This window comes from Pantoea sp. X-Soil-OKNW-713, from assembly GCF_059730685.1.
In genome coordinates this window covers 520,404-543,800 of the sequence record NZ_AP035996.1, presented here as the reverse complement: position 1 = coordinate 543,800, position 23,397 = coordinate 520,404, and the positions used below count along the sequence as shown (strand labels likewise).

The 23,397-nt window shown below is 56.9% G+C and carries 22 protein-coding genes and 1 riboswitch; of the genes, 16 read left to right on the top strand and 6 right to left on the bottom strand.

All coding sequences use genetic code 11. The features are described from left to right. Positions 1–2 precede the first annotated feature (2 nt). Genes AC6I8R_RS22930 through AC6I8R_RS22920 form a run of 3 tightly spaced genes read right to left on the bottom strand, consistent with a single transcriptional unit; the run spans position 3 to position 4,365 of the window. Positions 3–1,775 (bottom strand): ABC transporter ATP-binding protein, encoded by a 1,773-nt coding sequence (locus tag AC6I8R_RS22930; protein ID WP_415174373.1) that lies wholly within the window; start codon positions 1,773–1,775, stop codon positions 3–5. Then, positions 1,772–3,220 (bottom strand): M81 family metallopeptidase, encoded by a 1,449-nt coding sequence (locus AC6I8R_RS22925; protein WP_497832999.1) that lies wholly within the window; start codon positions 3,218–3,220, stop codon positions 1,772–1,774. Before AC6I8R_RS22925 ends, AC6I8R_RS22930 begins: the two co-directional genes overlap by 4 nt. An 11-nt stretch (positions 3,221–3,231) precedes the next feature. Further along, a complete protein-coding gene (locus AC6I8R_RS22920; RefSeq protein ID WP_497832998.1) occupies positions 3,232–4,365 on the bottom strand; it encodes an ROK family protein in 1,134 nt (377 codons plus the stop codon). A 191-nt stretch (positions 4,366–4,556) separates the two neighbouring features. On the opposite strand from AC6I8R_RS22920, the gene AC6I8R_RS22915 reads away from it, so the two are divergent. The 4 genes from AC6I8R_RS22915 (at position 4,557) to AC6I8R_RS22900 (ending at position 8,894) form a co-directional block, all read left to right on the top strand. Further along, the gene (locus AC6I8R_RS22915; protein WP_497832997.1) at positions 4,557–6,092 is read left to right on the top strand and encodes an ABC transporter substrate-binding protein; all 1,536 of its coding nucleotides are present in this window, start codon (positions 4,557–4,559) and stop codon (positions 6,090–6,092) included. 92 nt (positions 6,093–6,184) lie between these two features. Next, a complete protein-coding gene (locus tag AC6I8R_RS22910) occupies positions 6,185–7,105 on the top strand; it encodes an ABC transporter permease (protein ID WP_497832996.1) in 921 nt (306 codons plus the stop codon). Then, entirely contained in the window at positions 7,105–7,971 is an 867-nt protein-coding gene (locus tag AC6I8R_RS22905; protein ID WP_497832995.1) for an ABC transporter permease, read from the top strand. The genes AC6I8R_RS22910 and AC6I8R_RS22905 overlap by 1 nt, the downstream gene beginning before the upstream one ends. Then, entirely contained in the window at positions 7,968–8,894 is a 927-nt protein-coding gene (locus tag AC6I8R_RS22900; protein WP_497832994.1) for an ROK family protein, read from the top strand. Before AC6I8R_RS22905 ends, AC6I8R_RS22900 begins: the two co-directional genes overlap by 4 nt. Before the next feature lie 93 nt (positions 8,895–8,987). Here the strand turns inward: AC6I8R_RS22900 and AC6I8R_RS22895 are convergent, their stop codons facing one another. Then, positions 8,988–9,863 carry a LysR family transcriptional regulator gene (locus AC6I8R_RS22895; protein ID WP_497832993.1) on the bottom strand — a complete coding sequence of 292 codons (876 nt, stop codon included), beginning with the start codon at positions 9,861–9,863 and terminating at the stop codon, positions 8,988–8,990. A 123-nt stretch (positions 9,864–9,986) separates the two neighbouring features. Here AC6I8R_RS22895 and AC6I8R_RS22890 point away from each other — a divergent pair, with 123 nt between their 5' ends. Next, positions 9,987–10,712, top strand: a complete 726-nt coding sequence (locus AC6I8R_RS22890) for a pirin family protein (RefSeq protein WP_415174366.1) — start codon at positions 9,987–9,989, stop codon at positions 10,710–10,712. A gap of 269 nt (positions 10,713–10,981) precedes the next feature. Then, complete coding sequence (locus AC6I8R_RS22885) at positions 10,982–11,965, top strand: IS110 family RNA-guided transposase (protein WP_497831835.1); 984 nt, start codon at positions 10,982–10,984, stop codon at positions 11,963–11,965. Between the two features lie 81 nt (positions 11,966–12,046). Here AC6I8R_RS22885 and iolG read toward each other — a convergent pair whose 3' ends face one another. Continuing rightward, positions 12,047–13,045, bottom strand: coding sequence for an inositol 2-dehydrogenase (iolG, locus tag AC6I8R_RS22880; protein ID WP_497832992.1), 999 nt, complete (start codon positions 13,043–13,045; stop codon positions 12,047–12,049). A 236-nt stretch (positions 13,046–13,281) separates the two neighbouring features. Here iolG and AC6I8R_RS22875 point away from each other — a divergent pair, with 236 nt between their 5' ends. The 9 genes from AC6I8R_RS22875 (at position 13,282) to AC6I8R_RS22835 (ending at position 20,668) form a co-directional block, all read left to right on the top strand. Then, positions 13,282–14,307 (top strand): LacI family DNA-binding transcriptional regulator, encoded by a 1,026-nt coding sequence (locus tag AC6I8R_RS22875; RefSeq protein WP_497832991.1) that lies wholly within the window; start codon positions 13,282–13,284, stop codon positions 14,305–14,307. A gap of 231 nt (positions 14,308–14,538) precedes the next feature. Next, positions 14,539–14,658, top strand: a riboswitch (TPP riboswitch). A gap of 128 nt (positions 14,659–14,786) precedes the next feature. Then, positions 14,787–15,731, top strand: coding sequence for an FAD-dependent oxidoreductase (locus tag AC6I8R_RS22870; protein ID WP_497832990.1), 945 nt, complete (start codon positions 14,787–14,789; stop codon positions 15,729–15,731). Next, a complete protein-coding gene (thiS, locus tag AC6I8R_RS22865; protein ID WP_497832989.1) occupies positions 15,715–15,912 on the top strand; it encodes a sulfur carrier protein ThiS in 198 nt (65 codons plus the stop codon). Before AC6I8R_RS22870 ends, thiS begins: the two co-directional genes overlap by 17 nt. Positions 15,913–15,914: 2 nt before the next feature. Then, positions 15,915–16,682, top strand: coding sequence for a thiazole synthase (locus AC6I8R_RS22860; protein WP_497833063.1), 768 nt, complete (start codon positions 15,915–15,917; stop codon positions 16,680–16,682). Positions 16,683–16,684: 2 nt separating this feature from the next. Beyond that, positions 16,685–17,653, top strand: a complete 969-nt coding sequence (locus AC6I8R_RS22855) for a ThiF family adenylyltransferase (RefSeq protein ID WP_415174362.1) — start codon at positions 16,685–16,687, stop codon at positions 17,651–17,653. Then, the gene (locus tag AC6I8R_RS22850; RefSeq protein WP_497832988.1) at positions 17,650–18,369 is read left to right on the top strand and encodes an ABC transporter ATP-binding protein; all 720 of its coding nucleotides are present in this window, start codon (positions 17,650–17,652) and stop codon (positions 18,367–18,369) included. Before AC6I8R_RS22855 ends, AC6I8R_RS22850 begins: the two co-directional genes overlap by 4 nt. Then, positions 18,350–19,087: an ABC transporter permease gene (locus AC6I8R_RS22845; RefSeq protein ID WP_497832987.1), complete on the top strand. Its 738-nt coding sequence runs from the start codon at positions 18,350–18,352 to the stop codon at positions 19,085–19,087. The genes AC6I8R_RS22850 and AC6I8R_RS22845 overlap by 20 nt, the downstream gene beginning before the upstream one ends. A gap of 9 nt (positions 19,088–19,096) precedes the next feature. After that, on the top strand, positions 19,097–20,032 hold the full coding sequence (locus AC6I8R_RS22840) for an ABC transporter substrate-binding protein (protein ID WP_497832986.1): 936 nt from the start codon (positions 19,097–19,099) through the stop codon (positions 20,030–20,032). 189 nt (positions 20,033–20,221) lie between these two features. Further along, complete coding sequence (locus AC6I8R_RS22835; protein WP_208726290.1) at positions 20,222–20,668, top strand: hypothetical protein; 447 nt, start codon at positions 20,222–20,224, stop codon at positions 20,666–20,668. Between the two features lie 87 nt (positions 20,669–20,755). Here the strand turns inward: AC6I8R_RS22835 and AC6I8R_RS22830 are convergent, their stop codons facing one another. Next, positions 20,756–21,388: a LysE family translocator gene (locus AC6I8R_RS22830; protein ID WP_497832985.1), complete on the bottom strand. Its 633-nt coding sequence runs from the start codon at positions 21,386–21,388 to the stop codon at positions 20,756–20,758. Between the two features lie 141 nt (positions 21,389–21,529). Between AC6I8R_RS22830 and AC6I8R_RS22825 the strand changes: the two genes are divergently transcribed. Beyond that, positions 21,530–23,380 (top strand): sigma-54-dependent Fis family transcriptional regulator, encoded by a 1,851-nt coding sequence (locus AC6I8R_RS22825; protein ID WP_497832984.1) that lies wholly within the window; start codon positions 21,530–21,532, stop codon positions 23,378–23,380. Positions 23,381–23,397: the final 17 nt, after the last annotated feature.

The following is a 23,397-nucleotide window of genomic DNA, read 5'->3' as shown; positions in this document are numbered from 1 at the left end:
CCTCACTCCATCACCCAATGTCCGGCGCTAACTTCGCGATAGCGCCGCGTTTTCGGGACATAATCTAACGGTCGGATCGGGCTTTTCAGCTCGCTGACCTCAATCTGTCGCTTTAACTGGCGTCTGGCGGGATCGGGCACCGGTACCGATGCCAGCAGCTTGCGAGTGTAGTCATGCTGCGGATTGTCAAAAATCGCGGCGCGTGGGCCAATCTCGACAATCTCGCCTAATAACATCACTGCTACCCGGTGGCTGATGCGCTCCACCACTGCCATATCGTGAGAAATAAACAGATACGACAACCCCAGGCTTTGCTGCAAATCCAGCAGCAGGTTGATGATTTGCGCTTTCACCGTCACATCCAGCGCCGAGACTGACTCATCTGCAATGATCATCTTGGGATCGAGCATCAGTGCACGGGCAATGCAGATACGCTGACGCTGACCGCCGGAAAACTCATGCGGATAGCGTTTCATCATCGCCGCCGCCAGCCCGACACGCTCCATCAATGCGGCGGCTTTCTGAATCGCCTGTGCTTTGCTGCCCAGTCGATGCTGCAAATACGGCTCGGTCAACGCTTCCTCCACCGACATCCGTGGGTTCAGGCTGGCAAACGGATCCTGGAAAATCATCTGCATCGCACAACGCAGTTTACGTAATTCGCTGGCGGAAAGGTTCAGCACATCGTAGCCGTCAAACTCGATCTGGCCGGATGTCGCGGCGGTCAGACGGGTGAGGGAACGCCCGGTGGTGGATTTACCACAGCCGGATTCTCCCACCAGTGACAACGTCTCACCCGGCAGCAACACAAAAGAGATATTTTCGACGGCGTGGACAGCACCGGTTTTACGGCTTAACAAACCTTCGCGGATGTCAAAGCGGGTGCTGAGATTTTTGACCGAAAGCAGCGGGGGCGCGGAGGCGGAGGGCAGGGTGTAAGTGGTTGTCGCGTCGTCAGCAAACTTACGTGGCCCGTCAATCCCGCGCATGGCTCCGAGCTGTGGCACGGTGGCGATCAGCGTGCGGGTATACGCCTGTGCCGGGGCGGAAAAAATCTCGGCGGTGGTGCCGCTTTCCACTTTCTCCCCCTGATACATCACCAGCGTACGATCCGCCACCTCGGCCACCACCCCCATGTCGTGGGTGATAAACAGGACAGCAGTGCCTTCCTCTTCCTGCAAGGTTTTAATCAGATCGAGAATTTGCCCCTGGATGGTGACATCCAGTGCGGTGGTGGGTTCATCGGCAATCAACAGCCTGGGACGCAGCGCCAGCGCCATAGCAATCATGACCCGCTGACGCATACCGCCGGAAAAATGGTGGGGATAGTCATCAAAACGTTTGGCCGCATTAGGGATGCGCACCTTTTCCAGCAGGCGGATGGTTTCTTCACGCGCAGCGCGTTTAGTGATTTTGCGATGGGTTATTAACGCTTCCGCAATCTGGTGGCCGATGGTAAAAGAGGGATTCAGGCTGGTCATCGGCTCCTGGAAAATCATCGCCACCGCATTACCACGGATATCGCGCATTGCCGCTTCGCTTAAACCCAGTAAATCCACCCCGTTCAGCAGCACTTTGCCGCTAATCCGCGCATGGCGAGCATTGAGCAGCCGCATGATCGCCATTGAGGTGACACTTTTACCTGAACCGGACTCGCCGACAATCGCCAGCGTCTCACCGGCGTGAATATCAAATGAGACGCCTTTGACCACGTCACGCCAGCCCTCATCATGGCGGAATGCCACCGTCAGGTTTTCAATGCGCAGCACGCTCATTGGTGTGTCTCAGGCACAAAACGGGCGGATAAGGTGCTAACCGGCAGAAAGTCAAAATCGGTGTCGAACGGGTAAGCCGGTTGGGTCTTGCGCTTACGCTCCAGCCGCTCAACGTATTGATCAACCACCCCTTCCGACAACGCCATCAGGTTAGGATTTGCCAGGGGGGCCAGTTCCGGCGACAGGTAGCCGGACTTTACCACCACAATTTTTGCGCTTGCCGGGTCGAGGCCGAGCAGGCTGAAATCCGCAAGATTGTGGTAAGGACGGCGTCGGTCGGCCACCACCAGGGTGATGCCGCCGGTTTGCAGCACCGCTTGTTTCGCGATAGAACGCGCATCATCCACCAGATTTTTTACCACAAATTCGGCGCTGGCTTTACCGCCAGCAGGATCGAGTGTGGCGCCAACGGTAAGCGACAACGTGGCACCCGGGCCGGCTGCAAAGGCCGCGTCGGTGGCCGGTTTATCGGTAATGCCCGCGACGATCACCCCTTGCGCCTGCTGACGGAGCAGTTCGGCCAGCATATCGGCGCGATCGCCGACTCCACCGCCGGTTGGATTGTCACCGGAGTCGGCGAGGATCACCGGATGGGTGGGGCTGGCAATCGCCATACGCACGCACTCCTCGGTGCTGCCGGTGACACAGCCAAACACGAATTCGTCCCGTGCCTGCCAGTAAGCCAGCGCGAGTTTTGCTGCCTGTTCCGCCAGCACATCGGCATCGGTGCCGGTCATGATCGCCGCTGCGGTGGCGCGCGGTTCGTCAGCCCAGACGTAGCCCACCATCAGGGAGGCATCCCACACCGTGTCGATGGCGTTAATCCCGGGCAGGCGTGCATACAGGCTTTTCGCCGGTTCATCTTCGGTACTGGTGCGCTCACCAGGCAGCACCACCGGGATCGGCGCCCAAACTACGCCGGGTTTCACGCCGCTGTGCAGGCTTTTCACCAACATCGACACCGAGCGACGCATGGTTTCTTCCACGTCGATATGCGGCGCGGTGCGGTAGGTGGAGAACATATCGATGGCATCGATAATGCGTTGGGTAACGTTACCGTGCAGGTCATAACTGACGGTGATCGGGCAATCGTCGCCGACCAGCTCGCGGGTAGCGGTAATCCAGTCACCTTCAGCGTCTTCCATCCCTTCAACGTAGACCGCGCCGTGCATCGCCAGATAGACACCATCAACTGGCAGCAGCGCGGCGAGGCGGCTGAGAAAATCCTGTTTAAAATCGTCGTACGTCACCCGCGCTACCGGACCACCGGCAATGGCGCGGGCGTGGAAGGTAGGCAGAAAAGTGGCATCGTAATCGGCCAGAAAGGCAAAGTACGGACTGGCCGTTAATTCATCACCGCGCAGAATGCGGAAGTCATCAGCATAATTCAGCACCGGGTTATAAGTACTGCACTCCGTATGAATACCACCAAAAGCAATGCGCATAGCAGCCTCCGCTACTCGGGTAAATGAATGAGGAATCGATAGGCCGCCACGCTGGCAGCGGCTCTGGCCCAGCTTTCATCGTCCAGTACGATGGTCGAAATCGGTGTTTTGCCCATGATGGAGGGCAGGACATTGGCATCAATTGCCTGCATCACCACCGTTTGCAGCAACCCATCAAACGCACCGGGATGATGGGCAATGACGATCAGTTCCGGGTCGTTCATCTGCACGATATTGGCGATGGCCAGGCCGAGAGCGTTCCCCGCCTGGTGCAGAATGGCAATGGCCGCGCTGCTGCCTTTCGCCGCCTGGATTTCCAGCTCTGGCAACGTCTGGGCCGCGATCGCCTTGTCACGCATGTTCTCGCGGATGGCAGTTAACGAGGCCAGCGTATCGAGGCAACCGCGCTTGCCACAACGGCAGGGGCGGCCACCCGGTTCAATGGTGCAGTGGGCAATTTCACCGGCTGCGCCATGCGCGCCACGGTGCAGTTGCCCCTGAAAAAAATGCGCAGAACCGATGCCGTCGCTGTGCGAAATCAGGGTGAAGTTGCGTACTTTTTTTGCCTGCCCGAAGATTTTCTCGCTGACCGCCAGAGCCTTAGCATCGTTTTCCAGCGATACCTCCAGCCCGGTGCGTGCTTTCAACATCTCCGCCAGTGGCACGTCTTTCCAGCCCAGCAGCGCAGACTGGACGCACACGGCCTGGTGTTCATCGACAAAGCCAGAAAGGGTGACGCCAAGACCGATCAATTGGTCAGTGGAAATCCCCTGTGCTGCCACCAGTGGGGGGATCGCGTCGGCAATCGCGTGGGTTAATTGCTCAGGATCGAGATTCAGTGGCAATACGCGGTTTGCCAGAGCCCGACCATGCATATCAATCAACACCAGGGTTATGGCCTCGCCGAGTAACGAGGCCCCGAGAAAATAGGCGCTGTCGGCACGCATTTTTAACAACACCGACGGACGGCCCTGGCCTGACGCTTCGGGAATACTCTCTTCCACTAAACCGGCATTCAGCATCTCTTTAATCAGGGTGCTAATCGCCGCCTTACTCAGTTTCATGTTCTGCGCGATAGCGGTGCGGCTCATGCCATGTGACGCGATAAGCAGACGGATAATTTGTTGCTGATGGGCATTGAGCATGCAGGACCTCAAAACAAGGCAGTGATGAACTGACAATAATAAGCCATGAAAACAAAGACAAGTTTATTTAGTTAATTTTCTGAACCTGGATCGAGATATAAGTAAAATATATGAACTAACGTATTGGCTTTTGTTTATGAAGTATGCCTTATATAACGCGGTTAATTCACCGATCGTATCTGAGGGCCTTCATGGAAAGCACACTTAAGCGTTTCAGAGTCATTACTCTCGCGGGCTGCATGATGTCGTTATTTGCCAGCGCCTCCGCCTTTGCCAGCCAACTGGTTATTATGCAGAACGAACCTCCGCGCAGCATGGATCCGGGCAACCAGACCGCCACCTTTACCGGTACCGTGTTGGATCCGATGTACGAAGGCCTGACGCGTCTCGGTGATGACGGAAAGATTGTCCCGGCACTGGCGTTATCCTGGAGCACGGATGCCAGCGGCCTGAACTGGACATTCAAACTGCGCCCGAACGTGAAATTCCATGATGGCACGCCGTTTAATGCCGATGCGGTGGTGGAAAACTTCCAGCGCCATCTCGATACCAAACGTGGTCTGGCGGCCAGCGGTAAAATTCGCACCTTTGTTCAGGATGTGAAGAAAATCGACGATCTGACGGTGGCTTTTCAGCTGAAGAAAATAAACCCGGCATTTTTAACCATTCTGGCTTCGGGGCCGGGCTTAATGGTGAGTCCACAGGCGGATAAAGCGGGCAGTATTAATAATAAGGCCGATGGCACCGGGCCGTATAAATTGGTGCAATACAAATCGGGTGAATTTGTGCTGGAGAAAAAGAACCCGGACTACTGGGGTAAATCATCCGGCCCGGACGAAATTAAATGGACATGGAGCAGCGAGCCTTCGGTGATGAATATGGCGTTGCAATCCGGGCAGGTCGATATTATTAACCCGGTGCCGCCTCAATTTGCGGGCATGTTAAAAAACAATCCCAACGTTAACCTAAAACAATCAGCGGGTGCCGCCGTGTTCTGGGTTGATCTGAATACCCAAAGTAAAGCGTTAAGCGATGTCCGGGTGCGTCAGGCGTTGAACTTCGCCACCGATCAGCAGGCGTTGAGTAAGGCGGTGATGTTTGGCTACGCACAACCCGCCAACTCGGCACTGGCCCCGGTCGATGCCAACTACGATAAAGACCTGCATGATTACCCGTATGATGTGCAAAAAGCCAAAGTTCTGCTGAAAGCGGCGGGTTATCCCGACGGTTTTGCCATGTCGATTGCCGTACAGGCACCCGATGCGCGTACCGCGCAGGTGTTACAAGGCATGTGGGCTAAGGTGGGGGTGAAACTCAACGTGCGCCAGATGGAAAGTGGCGTCTGGACCAAAGCGGCTTTTGCCGATGGTAAAGAGAAAACGGCGCAGGGCACCGATGCGGTACTGGCGTCCTGGTCCTCCGGTCTCTATGGCTCCGACCTGCAACTGCGCCCGCTGTACCACACCAACAGCTTTGCGCCTGGCGGTGCCAACTTAGGCTTCTTCACCGATAAGCAAACCGATGATCTGATCGACACTGCGGCGTCGACGATGGATGACGCCAAACGCAAGGCGTTGTACTTCGAGGCGCAAAAGCGCATCAGCGGCCTCGCCCCGCAGGTGTTGCTGTTTTATCAGGATGATCTTTATGCCGCGCGTAAAAATATCAGTGGTGTCACCATGCAGCCCGGCGGTCAGCTGGTGGTGCGCGACGCGGTAAAAAATTAATCCAGGGCCAGCCACATCTCGTAGCGGCGCGATTTATCGCGCTATTTTAAAACCCGCGCGATAAGTCGCGTCGCTACCCAGGGCAATCCGTTATGAAAGCCTATGTCGCGAAAAAGGTGCTGTCACTGCCGCTGATTATCTTTGGCGTGTCAATCATCGTGTTTATCGCCATCCGCGCGTTGCCGGGCGATCCGGCACGCCTGATGGCCGGGCCGGAAGCGCCGCAGGAAGCGGTGGATAATATGCGCATCCGGCTGGGTCTGGATCAGCCACTGCCGCTGCAATATGCCAGATTTGCCCTGGAAGCGTTGCACGGCAATCTTGGCATGTCGTTGCAGTCGCAGCGTCCGGTGATGACTGAAATCAGTGAACGCTTGCCCTATACCTTGTCGCTGGCGGCGCTGGCCTATCTGCTGGCCATCGCCATCGGTGTCCCCGCCGGAATGACCGGGGCAATCTATCGTCAGCGTATCCCGGATCAGGTGGTGATGGTGCTGACCATTGCCGGAGCCTCGATTGCCAACTTCTGGCTGGCATTGCTGGCGATGAACTATTTCGCGGTGCAACTTGGCTGGCTGCCATTGCTGGGGGCGGATTCGTGGCGCAACTACATTATGCCGACGGTGACGCTGGCGATTTTGCCAATGGCGATGATCGCCCGTATGACACGCTCCAGCATGCTTGATGTATTGAGTCAGGATTATATCCGCACCGCTAAAGCCAAAGGGTTATCGGCGCGCAGCATTCACTGGAAGCATGCCTTGCGTAACGCGTTGATCCCCATCGTTACCATTGTGGCATTGAACTTCGGTAGCCTGATTGGCGGGGCGGTCGTAACGGAGTCGGTGTTCAACTGGCCTGGCATTGGCCGTCTGCTGGTAGATTCAGTGCGCTATCGTGATTACCCGGTAATTCAGGGGGTGACGCTGGTGGCGGTGACCGGTGTGGTGTTGATGAACCTGGTGGGTGAGATTCTCATCGGGTTGCTGAATCCGAAAATAAGGTTCGACTGATGAACAGCCTCGAAACGACCGTGCTGCCGCGTCGCTCGCGCAGCAGAAAATTGCTGCACTCTCTGGCGATGTATCCGTCAATCGCGATCGGGGGCGGGCTGGTGTTGCTGGTGGTGCTGGCTGCGTTGCTTGCTCCCTGGATCACCCACTGGGACCCGATTGAACAGGATCTGCTTAACACCTTACAGGCTCCCTCCGCCGCCCACTGGTTTGGCACGGATGATTATGGTCGGGATATTTTCTCGCGCGTGATTTTTGGCGCGCGTATCTCGCTGTTTGAGGTGTGCCTGAGCGTGGCGATTTCGATGGTGATCGGTATTCCGCTTGGCATTATCTCGGGTCTGGCGGGGCGTAAACTGGATGCGGCAATCATGTGGCTGATGGACATCATCTTCGCCTTTCCCGGTATCGTACTGGCGATTCTGATTGTCAGCGTGTTGGGCGAAGGCTTAACCAATATGCTGATCGCCATCTCGTTGTTCTCCATCCCGGTGTATGCACGCCTGAGCCGCAACCTGACGCTGGGACTGAAAAATATGGAGTATATCGAGGCGGCGCATATGCTCGGAGTGCGCTATCCGCGCATTATCACCCACTATATTTTGCGTAACTCGATTGGCCCGCTGATTGTGCAATCCACCCTGACGGCGGGGGCGGTGGTACTCTCTGCCGCCAGCCTGTCGTTTCTGGGATTGGGGGTGCAGCCCCCCATGCCGGAATGGGGCACCATGATGAGCGATGGTCGCAATTTTCTCGGTCTGAATATCTACGTGTCACTTTTCCCTGGTCTGGCGATTTTGATTACCGTACTCGGCTTTAACGTGCTGGGTGACGGCTTACGCGATGTGATGGATAAGCGTTTATGAATACAGTGATTTGTTTCGATTTAGGTGGTTCGTTTATCAAACTGGGGAAAGTGCAGGGAGACGGTGAACTGACCTTGCTCGGTCAGGAGAAGATGCCGACCAGCGCCTGGCCTGAATTTATCCGGCTGATGCGCAGCATGATCGAGCAGCATCACGCGCATTTTAGCGCCAGCAGCCCGGTGGCGATCTCCACAGCCGGTATTGTCACACCGGATAGCGGTGAAATCTTTGCCAGCAATATTCCGGCCTTTCATCAACGTAAACTGGCGCAGGAGTTGAGCGTTGAATTACAGCGTCAGGTGGTGGTGCATAACGACGCTGATTGTTTCACCCTGGCGGAAGCGTTAGCCGGGGCGGGTAAGGGGCATAAGGTGGTGTTTGGTGCCATCCTGGGTTCTGGCGTGGGTGGTGGTCTGGTGGCTGATGGCCGCATTATCATCGGGCAAAATGGTTTAACCGGTGAATGGGGACATGGCCCGATCGCCCTGACCGAGGTAGAAATTGCCGGTGAGTGGCATCGCCTGCCTCGTTTGTCCTGTCCCTGTGGACAAAAAGGGTGTCTGGATAGCTGGGGCGGTGCTCGCGGCATGGAGAATCTGCACCGGGTGTTGCATGGCGAAATGGCGACCAGTATCGATATTATCGCGCGCTGGCAACAACAGGAGGCGCTGGCGGAGAAAACCATCACCGCCTGGTTGCAACTGGTGGGGCAACCGCTGGCGTACTGTATCAATATGACCGGCGCATCGGTGGTGGTGGTTGGCGGCGGGCTGGCATCTGTGACGCTATTGATTGCTGCGCTGGATGAGGTGGTGCAAGGGTATGTGTTACGCCGTAGCACCCAGCCGCTGGTGGTGCCGGGACGCTTTGCTCATGATGGCGGGATGCGGGGTGCGGCGCTGCTGGCAAAGCAAACGGGATGATATTCGTAGCAGCGCGATTTATCGCGCATTCAGTCCGCGTTCATGATGTCAAAGGCGCGCGATAAATCGCACCGCTACGGAATATAGCTACGTTTAAGCCAGCTTCTGCTGCAAAAACGCCATAAAAACCCGGTTCACCTCACTACGCTGACGATGCTGCGGATACAACGCATTCAGGCTCAACGAAGAAGGGTGCCAGTCATCCAGCACCGTCACCAGATCGCCACTGGCGAGGGCAGGGGCGACGATAAATTCAGGTAGCAGAATCAGTCCCAGCCCGGCCATCGCTGCATCGCGCAGCATCTCCCCGTTGTTGCTGACCATCGGTCCCTGCACGTTAATCACCTCACGCTGTTCACCCCGGAACAGTTCCCAGCCGGTCTGGCTCTCGCGACCATAGCGCAGACAGGCGTGATCGAGCAGATCGTCAGGTTTACGTGGTGCATCGGCTCCTTGCAGGTAGCGCGGGCTGGCACAAATCACCCGACGAAACTCACCCAACTTTTTGGCAATCAGGGTGGAATCGGGCAGGGTTCCGATGCGAATCGCCATATCAAAACCTTCGCCAATCATATCGACATAGCGGTCTGCCAGCTCCACCTGGAATTGCAACGCCGGATGCATGCTGAGGAATTCAGCGATATAGGGCGAAAGATGGCTGATACCAAATGACATCGGCACGCTGAGACGGAAACTGCCCTGGAGCACCTGACGGCGTCCGGATACCGCCAACTCCGCTTCCTGCACATCATCCAGAATGCGCTGCGCATGGCGGGCAAACAACTGGCCGTTATCTGTCACCGACAACTTGCGCGTGTTGCGATTGAGCAGGCGCGCCCCGAGTGACTCCTCCAGCGCGGCTATGCGGCGGCTGACATATTGTTTGGAAAGCATCAACTGCTCGGCAGCCGCAGTGAAGTTACCGGCTTTAATTACGGCGACATAAATGCGCAGGTCATCTATCTGCATATTGTCCACTTATTGGTGACAGTCATTGTCAATGCAACGCATTGTTGGGCGTTTCAGTTTACGTATACTGAGTCCCATCAGGAAGCGAAATCGTCTTCCACCAACAAATTTGAGGAGCAGACCATGATTGAACAAAGATTGTCAGCCCAGCGCGGCCTTGGTGACCACGGCTGGTTGCATTCACGCCATACCTTCTCGTTCGCTAACTACTGGGACCCGAAACAAACCGGTTTCTCAGATTTGCTGGTGATTAACGATGACCAGGTGGCACCGGGTCGCGGTTTTGGTGCGCATCCGCACAGCAACATGGAGATCATCTCTTATGTGCTGGAAGGCGCGCTGGAGCATAAAGACTCGATGGGCACCGGTTCGGTGATTGTCCCCGGTGACGTGCAGTTGATGAGCGCCGGTAGCGGCGTGACGCACAGCGAGTTTAACCACTCAAAAGCGGAAAACGTGCATTTCCTGCAAATCTGGATCGTACCGGCAGAACGCGGCACCCAACCTGGCTACCAGCAGATTTCGGTGGCAGAAGGTGACAAACGTGGTCAGCTGCGTCTGATTGTATCGCCCGAGGGTGATGCCGGTTCGCTGAGTATCCGCCAGGATATCCGTATCTATGCCGGATTGTTTGATGGTGCCGAGCAGCAGACCCTGGCGCTGGATGCCGATCGCTATGCTTACATCCATGTGGCGCGCGGCAGCATCGAAGTGAACGGTGTGGTGTTTAACGCCGGAGACGGCGCGCGCGTACGCAACGAAACCGCGCTGCAATTCGCTAACGGCAAAGATGCGGAAGTATTGGTGTTTGATCTGCGTCCGCTGGAAGTGAATCATCCTCAGCGTTAAGTTATAAAGGGGAGGCCTGATGGCCTCCTCTGTTCTCATTTGCGCGATAAATCGCGCCGCTTGTATCTTGAAGTTGTAACTGGTTAGCTACCCGTTACACGAAACGGAGGCAGCTTGTCGCGCCGCTTAAGACTCGATCTTGTGTCGTAGCTTAAAGCCCTCCGTTTCTCCTTTCACGCCAGCATCTACTCTGAACGGTAACCAGAAGCTCTGACTTCGTATGTACAAGGCAAGATGGCGTGATGGTTCATGTGAAAGGGAGCTGTCTTATGATTTATCTCGGTATTGATGTCAGTAAAAACAAACTCGACCTCTGCCTGTTGCCCGGCAACGGGAAAAAGAAAACCAAAACCCTCAAAAATCATCCCGACGCCGACCGGGAGATAAATGACTGGTTAATCAGGCAAAAATGCCATCCTGAACAGGTGATGGTGGTGCTCGAAGCGACCGGCATTTATCACGAAAACGTCGCCTTTGGTCTTCATGAAAATACCCCCGTCACAGTCTGCATCAGCAATCCTCAGCGGGTCAGGGAGTTCGCCCGTGGAATGGCTATCCTGACTAAAAACGACTCCGTTGATGCTTACATCCTGGCCCGTTATGGCGAGCTGAAACAGCCTGATGCCTGGGTGCCCCCCTCCCCGGAGGTCCGTAAACTTCGGGAGCTGGTGCGTCTGCGGGACTCACTTCAGGCTGATGTCCAGCGGGCGGAGAACCGACTGGAAAAGGCCCATTCAACCCGCACAGCGCCTGAAATCATTGACTCGCTGGAGAGAACCCTGAAAGCCCACAGGGACGAGCTGAAGCGTATTGAAGCGCTCATCTCAGACCACACAGATAATCATCCGGGTCTGAAGGAAGACCGTGAGCTGCTGGAATCGATAAAAGGAATAGGCAGCGTGGTGGGCACGACAATGCTGTCGGTGCTGCGCTCGTGTCCGTTCCGGAGTGCTTCACAGGTCGCTGCGTGGCTGGGTGTGGTACCGGTGGAAAAAACGTCCGGTAGCTCAGTCAGGGGGCGTGCACGGATGTCAAAAACAGGCCCGGCAGACGTAAGGGCGAAACTGTATATGGCGGCGATTGTAGCGATCAGGTGGAATGCCCCGGCGAAGGCGCTGTACCAGAGGCTAATCGCGAAGGGCAAAGCCAGCAAGGCTGCGCTTGGAGCGGTGATGCGCAAGCTGGTTCATCAGTGCTTCGGGGTGCTGAAAACGCGGATGAAGTGGGATGAAAATTACGCAGCTACCGCTTGACGTTCAAGACGGTAGCTACATAGGTGCAAAATTTTTTGCGTGATAAATCGCGCCGCGCCATCAGGTGCAAAATTTTATCGCTTATAACAACGATGCCGGTGCTACCGGTTTACCGGTTTTCAACGATGCCAGCGCCGCATCCGCCAGCAGCAGGGCCTGCAAGCCATCATTCCCACTCGGGTATTCTCCTTCCCCTTTTGCCAGTGCCTCAACAAAGGTCGCTAACTCGTTGCGATAGGCTTCGGCGTAGCGTTGCAGGAAAAAGTGCTGCGGTTTTTGCGCCACGACCCCCATCGCCACCGATTTCACCAACTGACTTTCCAGTTGATTGGTCACTGCTAACATCCCCTCGCTACCGTGGACCTCAATGCGTTGATCGTAACCATAGCTGGCGCGACGGCTGTTGGTGATCACCGCCATCTTGCCGCTGGCGCAGGTCAGGGTGACCACGGCGGTATCGACATCGCCTGCCGCTTTGATTTGGGGATCAACCAACGCTGAAGCGGAGGCATATACCGAGACGGGTTCCTCATCCAGTAACCAACGTGCCATATCAAAATCGTGAATCGTCATATCGCGGAACAAGCCACCGGAGACTTTCACGTATTCCGGCGGTGGTGCACCCGGATCGCGCGAGCTGATGGTCACCAGCTCGGTGCTGCCAATCTCCCCGGCGCGCAGGCTGGATTGCAGGTGTGCCATGCTGGGATCAAAACGGCGGTTAAAACCAATCATCAACGGCACACCTGCTTCCCGCACCGTGGCAAGGCAGCTTTGCACGCGCGCCAGGCTGAGATCGACCGGTTTTTCACAGAAGATGGCTTTGTTCGCTCTCGCGGCGGCTTCAATCAAATCGGCATGGGTGTTGGTGGCACTGCAAATCGCCACCAGATCGATGCTGCTGTCTGCCAGGATGGTGGCGAGGTCGGCAACTGTCGCGCCATACTTCTCGGCCAGCGCCGTCGCTGCCGGAACATAGACATCCATAACATACGCCAGCCGACACTGCGGATGGGCAGCGATATTTCCTGCGTGGATCTGGCCGATACGACCGGCACCCAATAAAGCGACATTCAGCATTGGTTATTCCTCGGGGGTAGAAAGGTTGTGGCGTTATTAATCGATGCGGGCGCAGATCAAGTCAAAACAAAGCCCCGGCGGCGTGATGAATTGATGAGGTAGATCACAGGCTTTTTTGATGTAACTAACATCAAATGTGAATAATTCGTTGTATTTCATGCATTTGATTGATTTTGCTTTTTGTCAGGATGTACGGATACTGATTGCCTGTGAGGTAGATGACATCAGGACATGCCATGAAGCAACATCACTGGAAATCGCCGTCGATCAAACAAATCGCGCAGGAAGCTGCCGTCAGTCCCGCCACCGTTGACCGGGTGCTGAATGGTCGCGAAGGCGTAAGGGAAGTGACGCGCAAAAAAGTGGCAGACGCGATGCAGCGGCTGGGATTGAACGCAGCTACCGGCAACCCGAGTGCTAACAGAACGCGCATTGCGATTATTTGCGAATCCGGTTCCAGTTTTCTCCATCAGGTGGAGCAACAGGTACGCGCTGCTATCAATGATTATCCCCAGCTCCATTTCAGCCTCGATAGCGTGCCGAACGTGCAATTCAATGCCGAACGCTTCAGCCAACTGATTACCCGGCGAGCCGCCACAAGTAGCGGCATCATCCTGGTGTGTCGCGATGAGGTAAAAATAAATCGTGCGGTTAAAGCGGCGATTGATGATGGAGTCCCGGTCATTTGTCTGACCAGCGATCTGCCCAATTCGCGGCGCAGCGCCTATGTGGGTATCGATCAGGTCGCTGCCGGAGCCACTGCGGGCTGGTTTATGGGCCGTATGCTGCCCGCACAGCAATCGGGCAATATTCTGCTGATTTGTAGTTCGACCTATCGTACCCAGGAGGAGCGTGAGATTGGCTTTCGCCGCGTGTTGCGCGAGGCATTCCCCTGGTTAACCATTCGTGATCGCGTCAACATTAACGACGAAGCGGAAACCGCGTATCTCAGCGTAAAAAAATGGCTGGAGCGGGGGAACCCGTTGGCAGGGATCTACAACACCGCAGGCGGTAACGAAGGGGTGGCGCGCGCGTTAACCGATTTTGGCGTACAGGATCAGGTGATATTTATCGGCCATGAATTGAGTGAAGCGAGCCGACTGCTGCTGGAGAACGGCACCCTGGATTTGGTGCTCGGCCATGATATTCGTCGGGAGATCGACCTGTGCCTCGCCCTGTTGCAACAGCCGGGCAGCGGTCAGTCGTTCAGTGACAGCAAAATTCCGCTGCTCACCTGGCATCGCTACTCTTATTTTGCCTGACGGCTCAGGGGCAGAACACCACCCACAAAATGATCACGCCGAATACACACACCAGAATGGCTGAAATGATTGAATCAGCACACATAATTTACCTGCCGGATTTCAGGATGAGGGGACGAGAATACGCGCAAATCATGGAGAAAAATGGATGAACCTGAAACAGGGAATTTTTAAAGGTTAGGCTTTGTTGCCGGGCTTACACTTGACGTAGCCTGGCGGCTGCAATACAAATAGACGCGTCGGGGGAGTCTCGCTCAAGAGACTGAGAGGCTAAAAGCGCAGTGCGCGGCTTAGCGACCCTTTGAACCTGACCCAGTTGATACTGGCGTAGGAAGACTGACAGCCTGTCATTGCGGCTGTCTGACATCGGGACGTTTTTCCGTTGCGCGTGTCATTTCCCTCCTCCTGTATCCCGGGTCTCAGTGCGAAAACTGAGAGGCCGATGTGAATTCTCCCCTTTGTATTACGGAATACCCGCTATGAGCCGCTGGTCTGTACTTGGTGGCGGTGTTGCGGGCCTGTGTGTTGCGACCTTACTCGCCGAACGCGGTGAACAGCTTGAAGTGATTAGCGATGACACGCGTCAGCCCGCCTCCTGGTTTGCCGGGGGTATGCTCGCACCCTGGTGTGAAGCGGAAAGCGCACCACGCGCCGTCATCGAGTTGGGACAGCACTCCGCAGCCTGGTGGCAGCAACGCGTCAGTTGCGTTGAACATCAGGGCACGCTGGTGGTGGCACCACCACGCGACAGCCAGGAACTGAACCGCTTTGCCCGCATGACCGAACAACATCAATGGATTGATCCGGCAGACGTGGAGCCAGCCCTCGCCGGGCGCTTTGCCCGTGGTCTGTTTTTTGCGCAGGAGGGGCATCTCGATCCTCGCCTGGCACTGAATGAAATGCGTGAAAAGTTGCAGCAACGTGGGGTGGCTTTTCACCACGGGAAGCCGTCGGGGCAGGTGATTGACTGCCGGGGCATCCATGCGGCAACAGCGTTGCCAGGCCTGCGGGCGGTGCGGGGTGAGATGTTGATTTTACACAGCGATGAGGTGCGCTTCTCACGCCCGATTCGTCTGCTGCATCCGCGCTTTCCGTGCTATCTGGTGCCGCGTCGCGGCGGCCATTTTATGCTCGGTGCAACTATGGTCGAAAGCCATGATGCCAGCCCGATCAGCGCCCGTGCCATGATGGAGTTGCTGAGCGCGGCCTGGGCCATCCACCCGGCGTTGGCCGAAGCGCGTATTGTCGAAAGCGCCAGCGGTTTGCGTCCGGCGTATCCGGCAAATCTGCCGGAAATCCACTATCAAAACGGGACATTTTACCTTAACGGGATGTACCGCCACGGCTTCCTGTTGGCTCCGCTGATGGCGGAACAACTGATGCAGCGTTTAACTTCGGAACAACTTCATGAATATTCAGCTTAACGGTCGCCCGGTGCTGACGGCCGCCGGTACCCTGGCCGAACTGCTGCGTGAGCAGCAGATTGACGCGGCCTGCGTGGCAACCGCCTACAACGGTACTTTTGTCCCCAAATCCCGTTACGACAGTCAGCAACTGGAAGAGGGTTGTCAGCTCGAAGTGTTATCACCGATGCAGGGGGGCTAATGATGTTTTATGGCTTTGAACCGCAATCCCGTTTTCTGCTTGGTACCGCAGGTTATCCCTCACCGGCGATTTTGCAGCAGGCGATTGCGGCTGGCGGCAGCGAGATCATTACCGTCAGCCTGCGGCGTGAAGGGGCCGCCGGGGCCGCCTTCCGTGAACTTCTTGCGCAACTGGATGTGCGCGTGCTGCCGAACACTGCCGGGTGCCACACGGTGCAGGAAGCCGTGACCACGGCGCAGATGGCGCGTGAATTGTTTAACACCCCGTGGATCAAGCTGGAGGTGATTGGCCATGCCGACACGCTACAACCTGATCCCTTCGCGCTGGTGGAAGCGGCGCGCATCCTTTGCGCCGATGGCTTTCAGGTATTCCCCTACACCACTGAAGATTTGATCGTCGGTGAAAAATTGCTTGAAGCCGGCTGCGAAGTGCTGATGCCGTGGGGCGCACCCATCGGTTCCGGCCAGGGGCTACGTAACATTGATGGCCTGCGCGCGATGCGGGCCTGGTTCCGTGATGTTCCATTGATTATCGATGCGGGCATCGGTGCCCCCTCGCAGGCAGCACAGGCAATGGAGCTGGGTTTCGATGCCATATTGCTCAATACCGCCGTGGCTAAAGCGGGTGACCCGGTGCGGATGGCAGGAGCCTTTCGCCAGGCGATCGAGGCAGGAAAAGCTGCGCATGACGGTGGCCTGATGGAGAAACGCGATATGGCTGCCGCCTCCACGCCGATCTTTGGCCTGGCGACCTTCGGCGGAGGGTACTAATCATGGATCGCTACCAACGTCAGATGATGTTGCCGGAAATTGGCGAGCAGGGGCAGCAGCGGCTGAGTCAGGCTCGGGTGCTAGTGGTGGGCGCGGGTGGGCTGGGTTCCACGCTCCTGCCGTTGCTGGTGGGAGCGGGTGTCGGTTATATCCGCCTGTACGATGACGATGAGGTGGCGCTGCACAATCTGCACCGTCAGACGCTGTTTGATATGCAGGATGTGGCGCAACCTAAAGTCATCAGCGCGCAGCGCGCGTTGCTGCGGCGTAACCCACTGGTGCGGGTGGAGCCGTTGCCGTTGCCGTTAACCGCCAGCAATGTGCAGCAGGCGCTACATAACATCGACCTGGTGATCGATGCAGCGGATAACTTCGCCGTGACCTATCAACTGTCGGATGCCTGCCATCCATTGGGTATCCCGCTGATCAGCGCGTCGGTACTGGGGCGACAGGGTTATGTCGGCGGATTTTGCGGCTCAGCACCGAGTTACCGCGCGCTATTTCCATGTTTACCCACCAGCGCAGCCAACTGCAACACCGCAGGCGTGATGGGACCGGCCGTCGCCGCGCTCGGGGCGTTACAGGCGCAGATGGCACTCAGCGTGTTGCTGGGGTTTGCACCTTCGCCGCTGGGTTGCCTGGTCAACTGCGATTTTGTGCACTGGCATTTTCGCCAGTTCCGTTTTGATGGCGCAGGCGAGCCGGATCAACCCGGCGTGCCCTTTATTGATACCCGACTTCTCAGCGCTGAGGATTGCATTGTCGAGTTGCGGAGTCGCGAGGAAGCCCCGGTTAGCGTGGCGGCCTGGGCGCAACGCATTCTGCCGCAACAACTTGATGCCTGGCAGCCACCTGCTGATCGGCGCATTGTGCTGGTGTGCGCCAGCGGTATTCGTGCTGCCCAGGCGGCAAGCGCGCTGGCGCAGCGTGGCTGCACCCGACTGGCGATTCTGGCGGCCAATCGACCATGAACCCGGATATTACGCTGCACGATCTCAGCTTTAGCTGGGGAGGGCACCCGCTATGTCAGCAGCTCGATTTGCGACTGCGTGGCGGTAAAACCACGGTGCTGCTGGGGCGCAGCGGCATTGGCAAAAGTACCTTGCTGCGTCTGGTGGCCGGTTTGCTGCAACCGCAACAGGGCAGCATACGCGGCATCAGCGACAGCGTGGCCTGGATGGGGCAGCAGGATTTGCTCTATCCGTGGCTGTCGGTGCAGGACAACGTGATGTTGGCGGCACGGCTGAATGGCGAAAAGCCAGACCGCGCACGGGCTGAGCATCTGCTCGAGCAGGTCAAACTGGCCGATGTTGCTCATGCCCGACCCGAGACGCTCTCCGGCGGTATGCGGCAACGCGTGGCGCTGGCGCGCACCCTGTACGCCGGACGCGATGTGGTGCTGATGGATGAACCCTTTGCCACTCTGGATGTGATGACCAAACTCAGCCTGCAAACGCTGACCGCGACCTTGTTGCAGGGAAAAACCGTGCTGCTGGTGACGCATGACCCGCTGGAAGCCTGCCGCATGGCGGATGACATTCTGCTGCTGAGCGGCCAGCCGTTGCGGATCGAAGCCTGGCCGGAGCCAGACGGCGCGGCTCCCCGCCCGATCGATGATCCCGGCCTGTTGCAGGCACAGGGCCAGTTGTTTACCCGATTGAATCAAGATGAAGAAAAATCTGTTTAGTGCCATCTACTTATTGGCGGTGTTGTTATGCGCCTGGCTGCTGGCGCGCCACAGTGGCGTGCCAAATTTTCTGTTGCCCGCGCCGCAGGCGGTGCTGGAGGCGTTGTGGCTGCATCGCGCGCTGCTGTGGCATCACTTGTTATATACCCTGGCGGAAATGGTGCTGGCGCTGTTGTTGGGCGTCGGTGCGGGGATAGTTTTTGCCGTGCTGATGGCGGGAAGTCCAACGATACGCCGCCTGCTGTTTCCGCTGGTCACTGCCAGCCAGGCGATTCCGGTGTTTGCGCTGGCCCCGCTGCTGGTGCTGTGGCTGGGGTTTGGCATCGCGTCCAAAGTGGTGGTGGCGGCGTTGATCCTGTTCTTTCCTCTGTGTCTCTCCTTGTTTGATGGCCTGTGCCGCACACCGCCGGGCTGGCTGGAGCTGGCGCAAACCCTCAACGCTTCACGCTTTCGCCTGTTCTGGCAGGTGCGCTGGCCCGCCGCGCTGCCGCAATTTTTCTCCGGTTTACAGATGGCGGTGGTGCTGGCGCCGATTGGCGTGGTGATTGGCGAATGGGTAGGGGCCAGCGAAGGACTGGGCTACCTGATGATGCAGTCCAACGCCCGGCTGGAAACTGCCACCAGCTTCGCCGCGCTGTTGTTGTTACTGATTCTGGCGTTGCTGTTGTCTGGCGGCGTCGCCCTGCTACGTAAGAAAACCCTCTGGCACTCAACATAAGGATGCATTTTGAAAAACCTCGGTACGGTGATAACCGCGTTATTGCTGCTGGTGACCTCCAGCGTTGCTCAGGCGAACGAAAAAGTTCGTCTGCTGCTCGACTGGTTCGTTAACCCGAATCATGCGGCCATTTTTGCCGCGCAATATAGCGGCGCGTTTAAAAAAGAGGGGCTGGATGTGGAGATGATCGCCCCGGCTGACTCCGCTTCAGTGCCCTTGCTGCTGGCGGCCGGTAAGGCCGATCTGGCGATCAGCTATCAACCGCAGCTCTACACGCTGGTGGATAAAGACGTCCCGGTCATTCGCGTGGGTACGCTGATCAATCAACCGTTAAACACCCTGACCACCGTTTCCGCTGATATCCATTCACTGAAGGATTTTGCCGGGAAATCGCTCGGTTATGCCATCCCTGGCTTTGAGGATGTCGCTATTCGCAACATGCTGAAATCGCAGGGGGTTGACCCGGATTCGGTCAAACTGATCAACCTTAATATGGATGCGGTGTCGGCGCTGCTGACGCACAAAATTGACGGGGCCATGACGGTGTACCGCAACTATGAGTTGCTGGACTTGCAAGACAAAGGCGCGAAGCCGGTAGTCTTTAAGCCGGAAGATTTTGGCGTTCCGGCTTATGACGAATTGATCATTCTGGCAAATCAGAAAACGGCGGCGCAGGATAAACGTATCCCGGCGTTTCTGCGCGGGTTGGATGCCGGTGTCGCCTGGTTACGCGCGCACCCTGAGCAGGCATGGCAGGCGTTTATTAAGCAATATCCTGAACTGAATACGCCACTGAATCGTCAGGGCTGGCAGGCGACGTTGCCGTATTTTGCCAGCCACAGCGCAACGCTGGATACGCAGCGTTATCAGGCTTTCGCGCAATATATGAAAGCGAATGGGCTGATTCAGCAGGTGGCACCAATGACGCGTTACGCGTTGCAGTAGCGGCGTGATGTATCACGCAATCATCTCAGGTCAGCAGGTGGCGGGAAAACCGCCGCCTTTTGGCATTGCGTGCGATGAACTGTTCGGATTGCGTCTGAATTCGGAAAATACTGGAATTGTGTGACTGTCATCACTTCTCGTCACACGCTAAAATAAATGCTTCTTATTCAGAATAGGTTTTTCGTCACGATGTTTTCGCGTCTTACACTTGCCAGCCTGATGGCTGCGACATTACTGACTGGTTGCGCGCGCCACGCCACCAGCAACACTGCGTCGACTACGACTCCGGCCCCTATCTCCACGAATGATATCGCGTCGCCGTTCGAGCAAGGCCCGACCATCATCAACGTTACCCATGAAGTGACACGTACCGACGATGGTTCTGCGATTTATGTGACGGTAGATGGTCAGGACGCCGGTCTGTTGACGAAAGGCGAAGATAAATTGATCCACGTTTCAGCCGGTAAACACAAAATCGGTGGCTACGTGCAAACGCTGTTTGGTTTTGGCCGTGTGACAATTCAGTCTGTGGACGTGACAACCGATCCGAAAGGTCCGAAAAACGTCGTTTATTCTGTGTCCAAACAGAAACCGGCGTTCAGTGAAGTGGCCGACAGCAAGCCGGGCAATTCCTGATTTTAAACAAAATTCGTAGCGGCGCGATAAATCGTGTGGGTGAAAAACAGCGCGATAAATCGCGCCGCTACGCAATGACGCCAGTGACTAAGTGCGGCTGAACACCAGTTTCAGCCCGGCAACCGCAAAGCAGCAGGCCAGCAATACGTCGAGACCGCGACGGATTTTACGATAGAATGTCGCCATCGGTGCCGTGGAAAACAGCAGCGCATATCCGCAGAACACCAGCACACAAATCCCCGCACATCCCGCGATAATTATCGGCAAGGTGGAAGCCGCCGCTTCCGGTTTCAATGCCACCGACATGATCGCCACCCAGGTGAGAATGGCTTTGGGATTACCGACATGCATCAGCAGCCCCTGGCGAAACATCCGGCCATAGTGCGCACTTCCACCGCTGCGCTGCGCAAACTCCAGGGCATCTGGTTTACGTAACGCAGAACGCCCGGCTTTGCTTGCCAGCCACAGCAGATACAACCCGCCGCCGATCTTCAGCGCCAGCAGCAACTGCGCAAAGGTTGCCAGTACGGTGAGCACGCCACAGGCCGCCAGCAGCGCCCACAGCATCGAGCCACTAATGACACCGCCCGCCAGTGCCAGGGCCGCACCACGCCCCTGTTTCATCGCTGTGCCCATAATCGCCATGTTGCTCGGACCCGGGCTGGCAGTAGCCACAAAATAGGTGGTGTAGATCAACATCAGTTCGTGTGAAAGCGCCATAATTTCCTCTGTGGCGGATTAAGTCCCGATTTAGGGTTATATCGTGCCAGGTGACATTTTTCTACGCCAGATCTGTTAATTAGGTGTTAATTCGCTATGCTGTGGCTCCACTTATCCGGGGTGTAACGCAGGAGAAAGGCTGTGAATCTGAGCCAGCGCGAACATATCGCCAACGTGGTTGCCAGCGTCGAGCAGGCGACGACGGCGCAGGTGTTGAATCCGCAAGGCAGTGATGCTGTTCAGGCATCCTGGTTACGCTGTGTCAATCACCACGGCCTCGATCCCAGTCGTTTGCAGGAAGCGCGGATTCTCCCTGCGGGACAGCTGCGTGAGCATCGTCAACAGCTGGAAGAACTGCGGTTTGTCGCGCAGCCGGGCCTGGATAAGCTTTATCAGCAGATTGCCCCGGCCGGTTACATTTTGCTGCTGGCCGATGCCCAGGGCGTTGCCGTTGATTATCTTGGCGACGTTGACGCAGAAATCAGCTTGCGGCGCGCGGGGCTGTTTCTTGGCGCGCAGTGGTCAGAAGCGTTATCCGGCACCTGTGCCGTGGGTACGGCGCTTGCCACGCGGCAGGCCATCACCATCCATCAAACCGACCATTTTGATGCGACTCATATTCCGTTGACGTGCAGCGCCGTGCCGTTGTTTGATTCCCAGGGGGATCTGCAGGCGGTACTGGATATTTCTGCGCTGACCTCACCTCAGCCGCGTACCAGCCAGCATCTGGTGATGCAACTGGCACAGCAGCAGGCACAGAAAATCGAAAATGCCTGGTTGCTGCACCGCCATCGTCACGACTGGGTGCTGAAGCTGAGCCGCAATCCTGCCTGGCATGATATTGAACCGGAGTTTTTGCTGGCGTTTGATGCGCATGGTCGTCTGACAGGACTGAATCCGGCGGCGAGGCATTGGCTGAAAGCGCACCCACAACCGCTAGGGTTACCGCTCTCCGCGCTGTTTCCCGGCCCGATGGAACAGTTGCTTTATACCCAGCAGTTGGAAGATATCAACGGACAGCAGCGTTTTTATGCGCAGACGATACATCCGGTGCGGCCAACGCCCGCAACAGGCGTGACGTTGTCACCTGAACTCGCCGCGTTAAGCGGTGGCGACCCGCAACTTGATCAACAGCTGCGCCGTGCCACGCGTTTGCTCGACTCATCGCTGCATGTGCTGGTGCAGGGTGAAACCGGTAGCGGTAAAGAGTATTTTGCCCGCGCTTTTCATCAGGCCAGCCCACGATGCAAAGGCCCTTTCGTTGCGGTTAACTGTGCGGCAATTCCCGCCAGCCTGCTGGAAAGCGAATTGTTTGGCCATCTGCCCGGCAGCTTTTCCGGGGCGGGGAGTAAAGCGCGACGTGGCCTGATCCAGGCAGCCGAGGGCGGTACGTTGTTTCTGGATGAAATCGGCGATATGCCGCTGGAGATGCAGACACGTCTGCTGCGCGTGCTGTCCGAGCAGGAAGTGACGCCCATTGGGGCGCGCCAGCCGCAAAAGGTGGATATCCGCGTGCTGTCGGCTTCGCACCATCCACTGGCGCAACGGGTCGCTGACGGGTTATTCCGCGAAGATTTGCTTTACCGCCTGCAAGGAGCCTGCGTTCACCTGCCGCCACTGCGAGAACGGAAAGATAGCAACTGGCTGATTGAGCAGATGCTGGCAGGGCGGGCGCAACTGAGCGATCGGGCGCGTCAGGCGCTGGTCAACTATCGCTGGCCGGGGAACCTGCGTGAGCTTAATCATGCGTTGCAGTACGCGCTGGCGATGTGTGAAAGCGGGGTCATTGAGTGGGACGACTTACCTGATACGCTGCGCTTTGTCGAGCCATTCCAGCCGCCTGCGAGCGATGACCAGCACCAAGCGTTGTTGCGTCAACTGCGCGCGGTGCACTGGAATATCAGCGCTGCGGCACGCCAGCTCGGTATCAGCCGCATGACACTGTATCGTCGTCTGCAACGGTTAGGTATTCAGTTGCCAGAGCGGCAATAGAGACGGGCCAGCCTGGC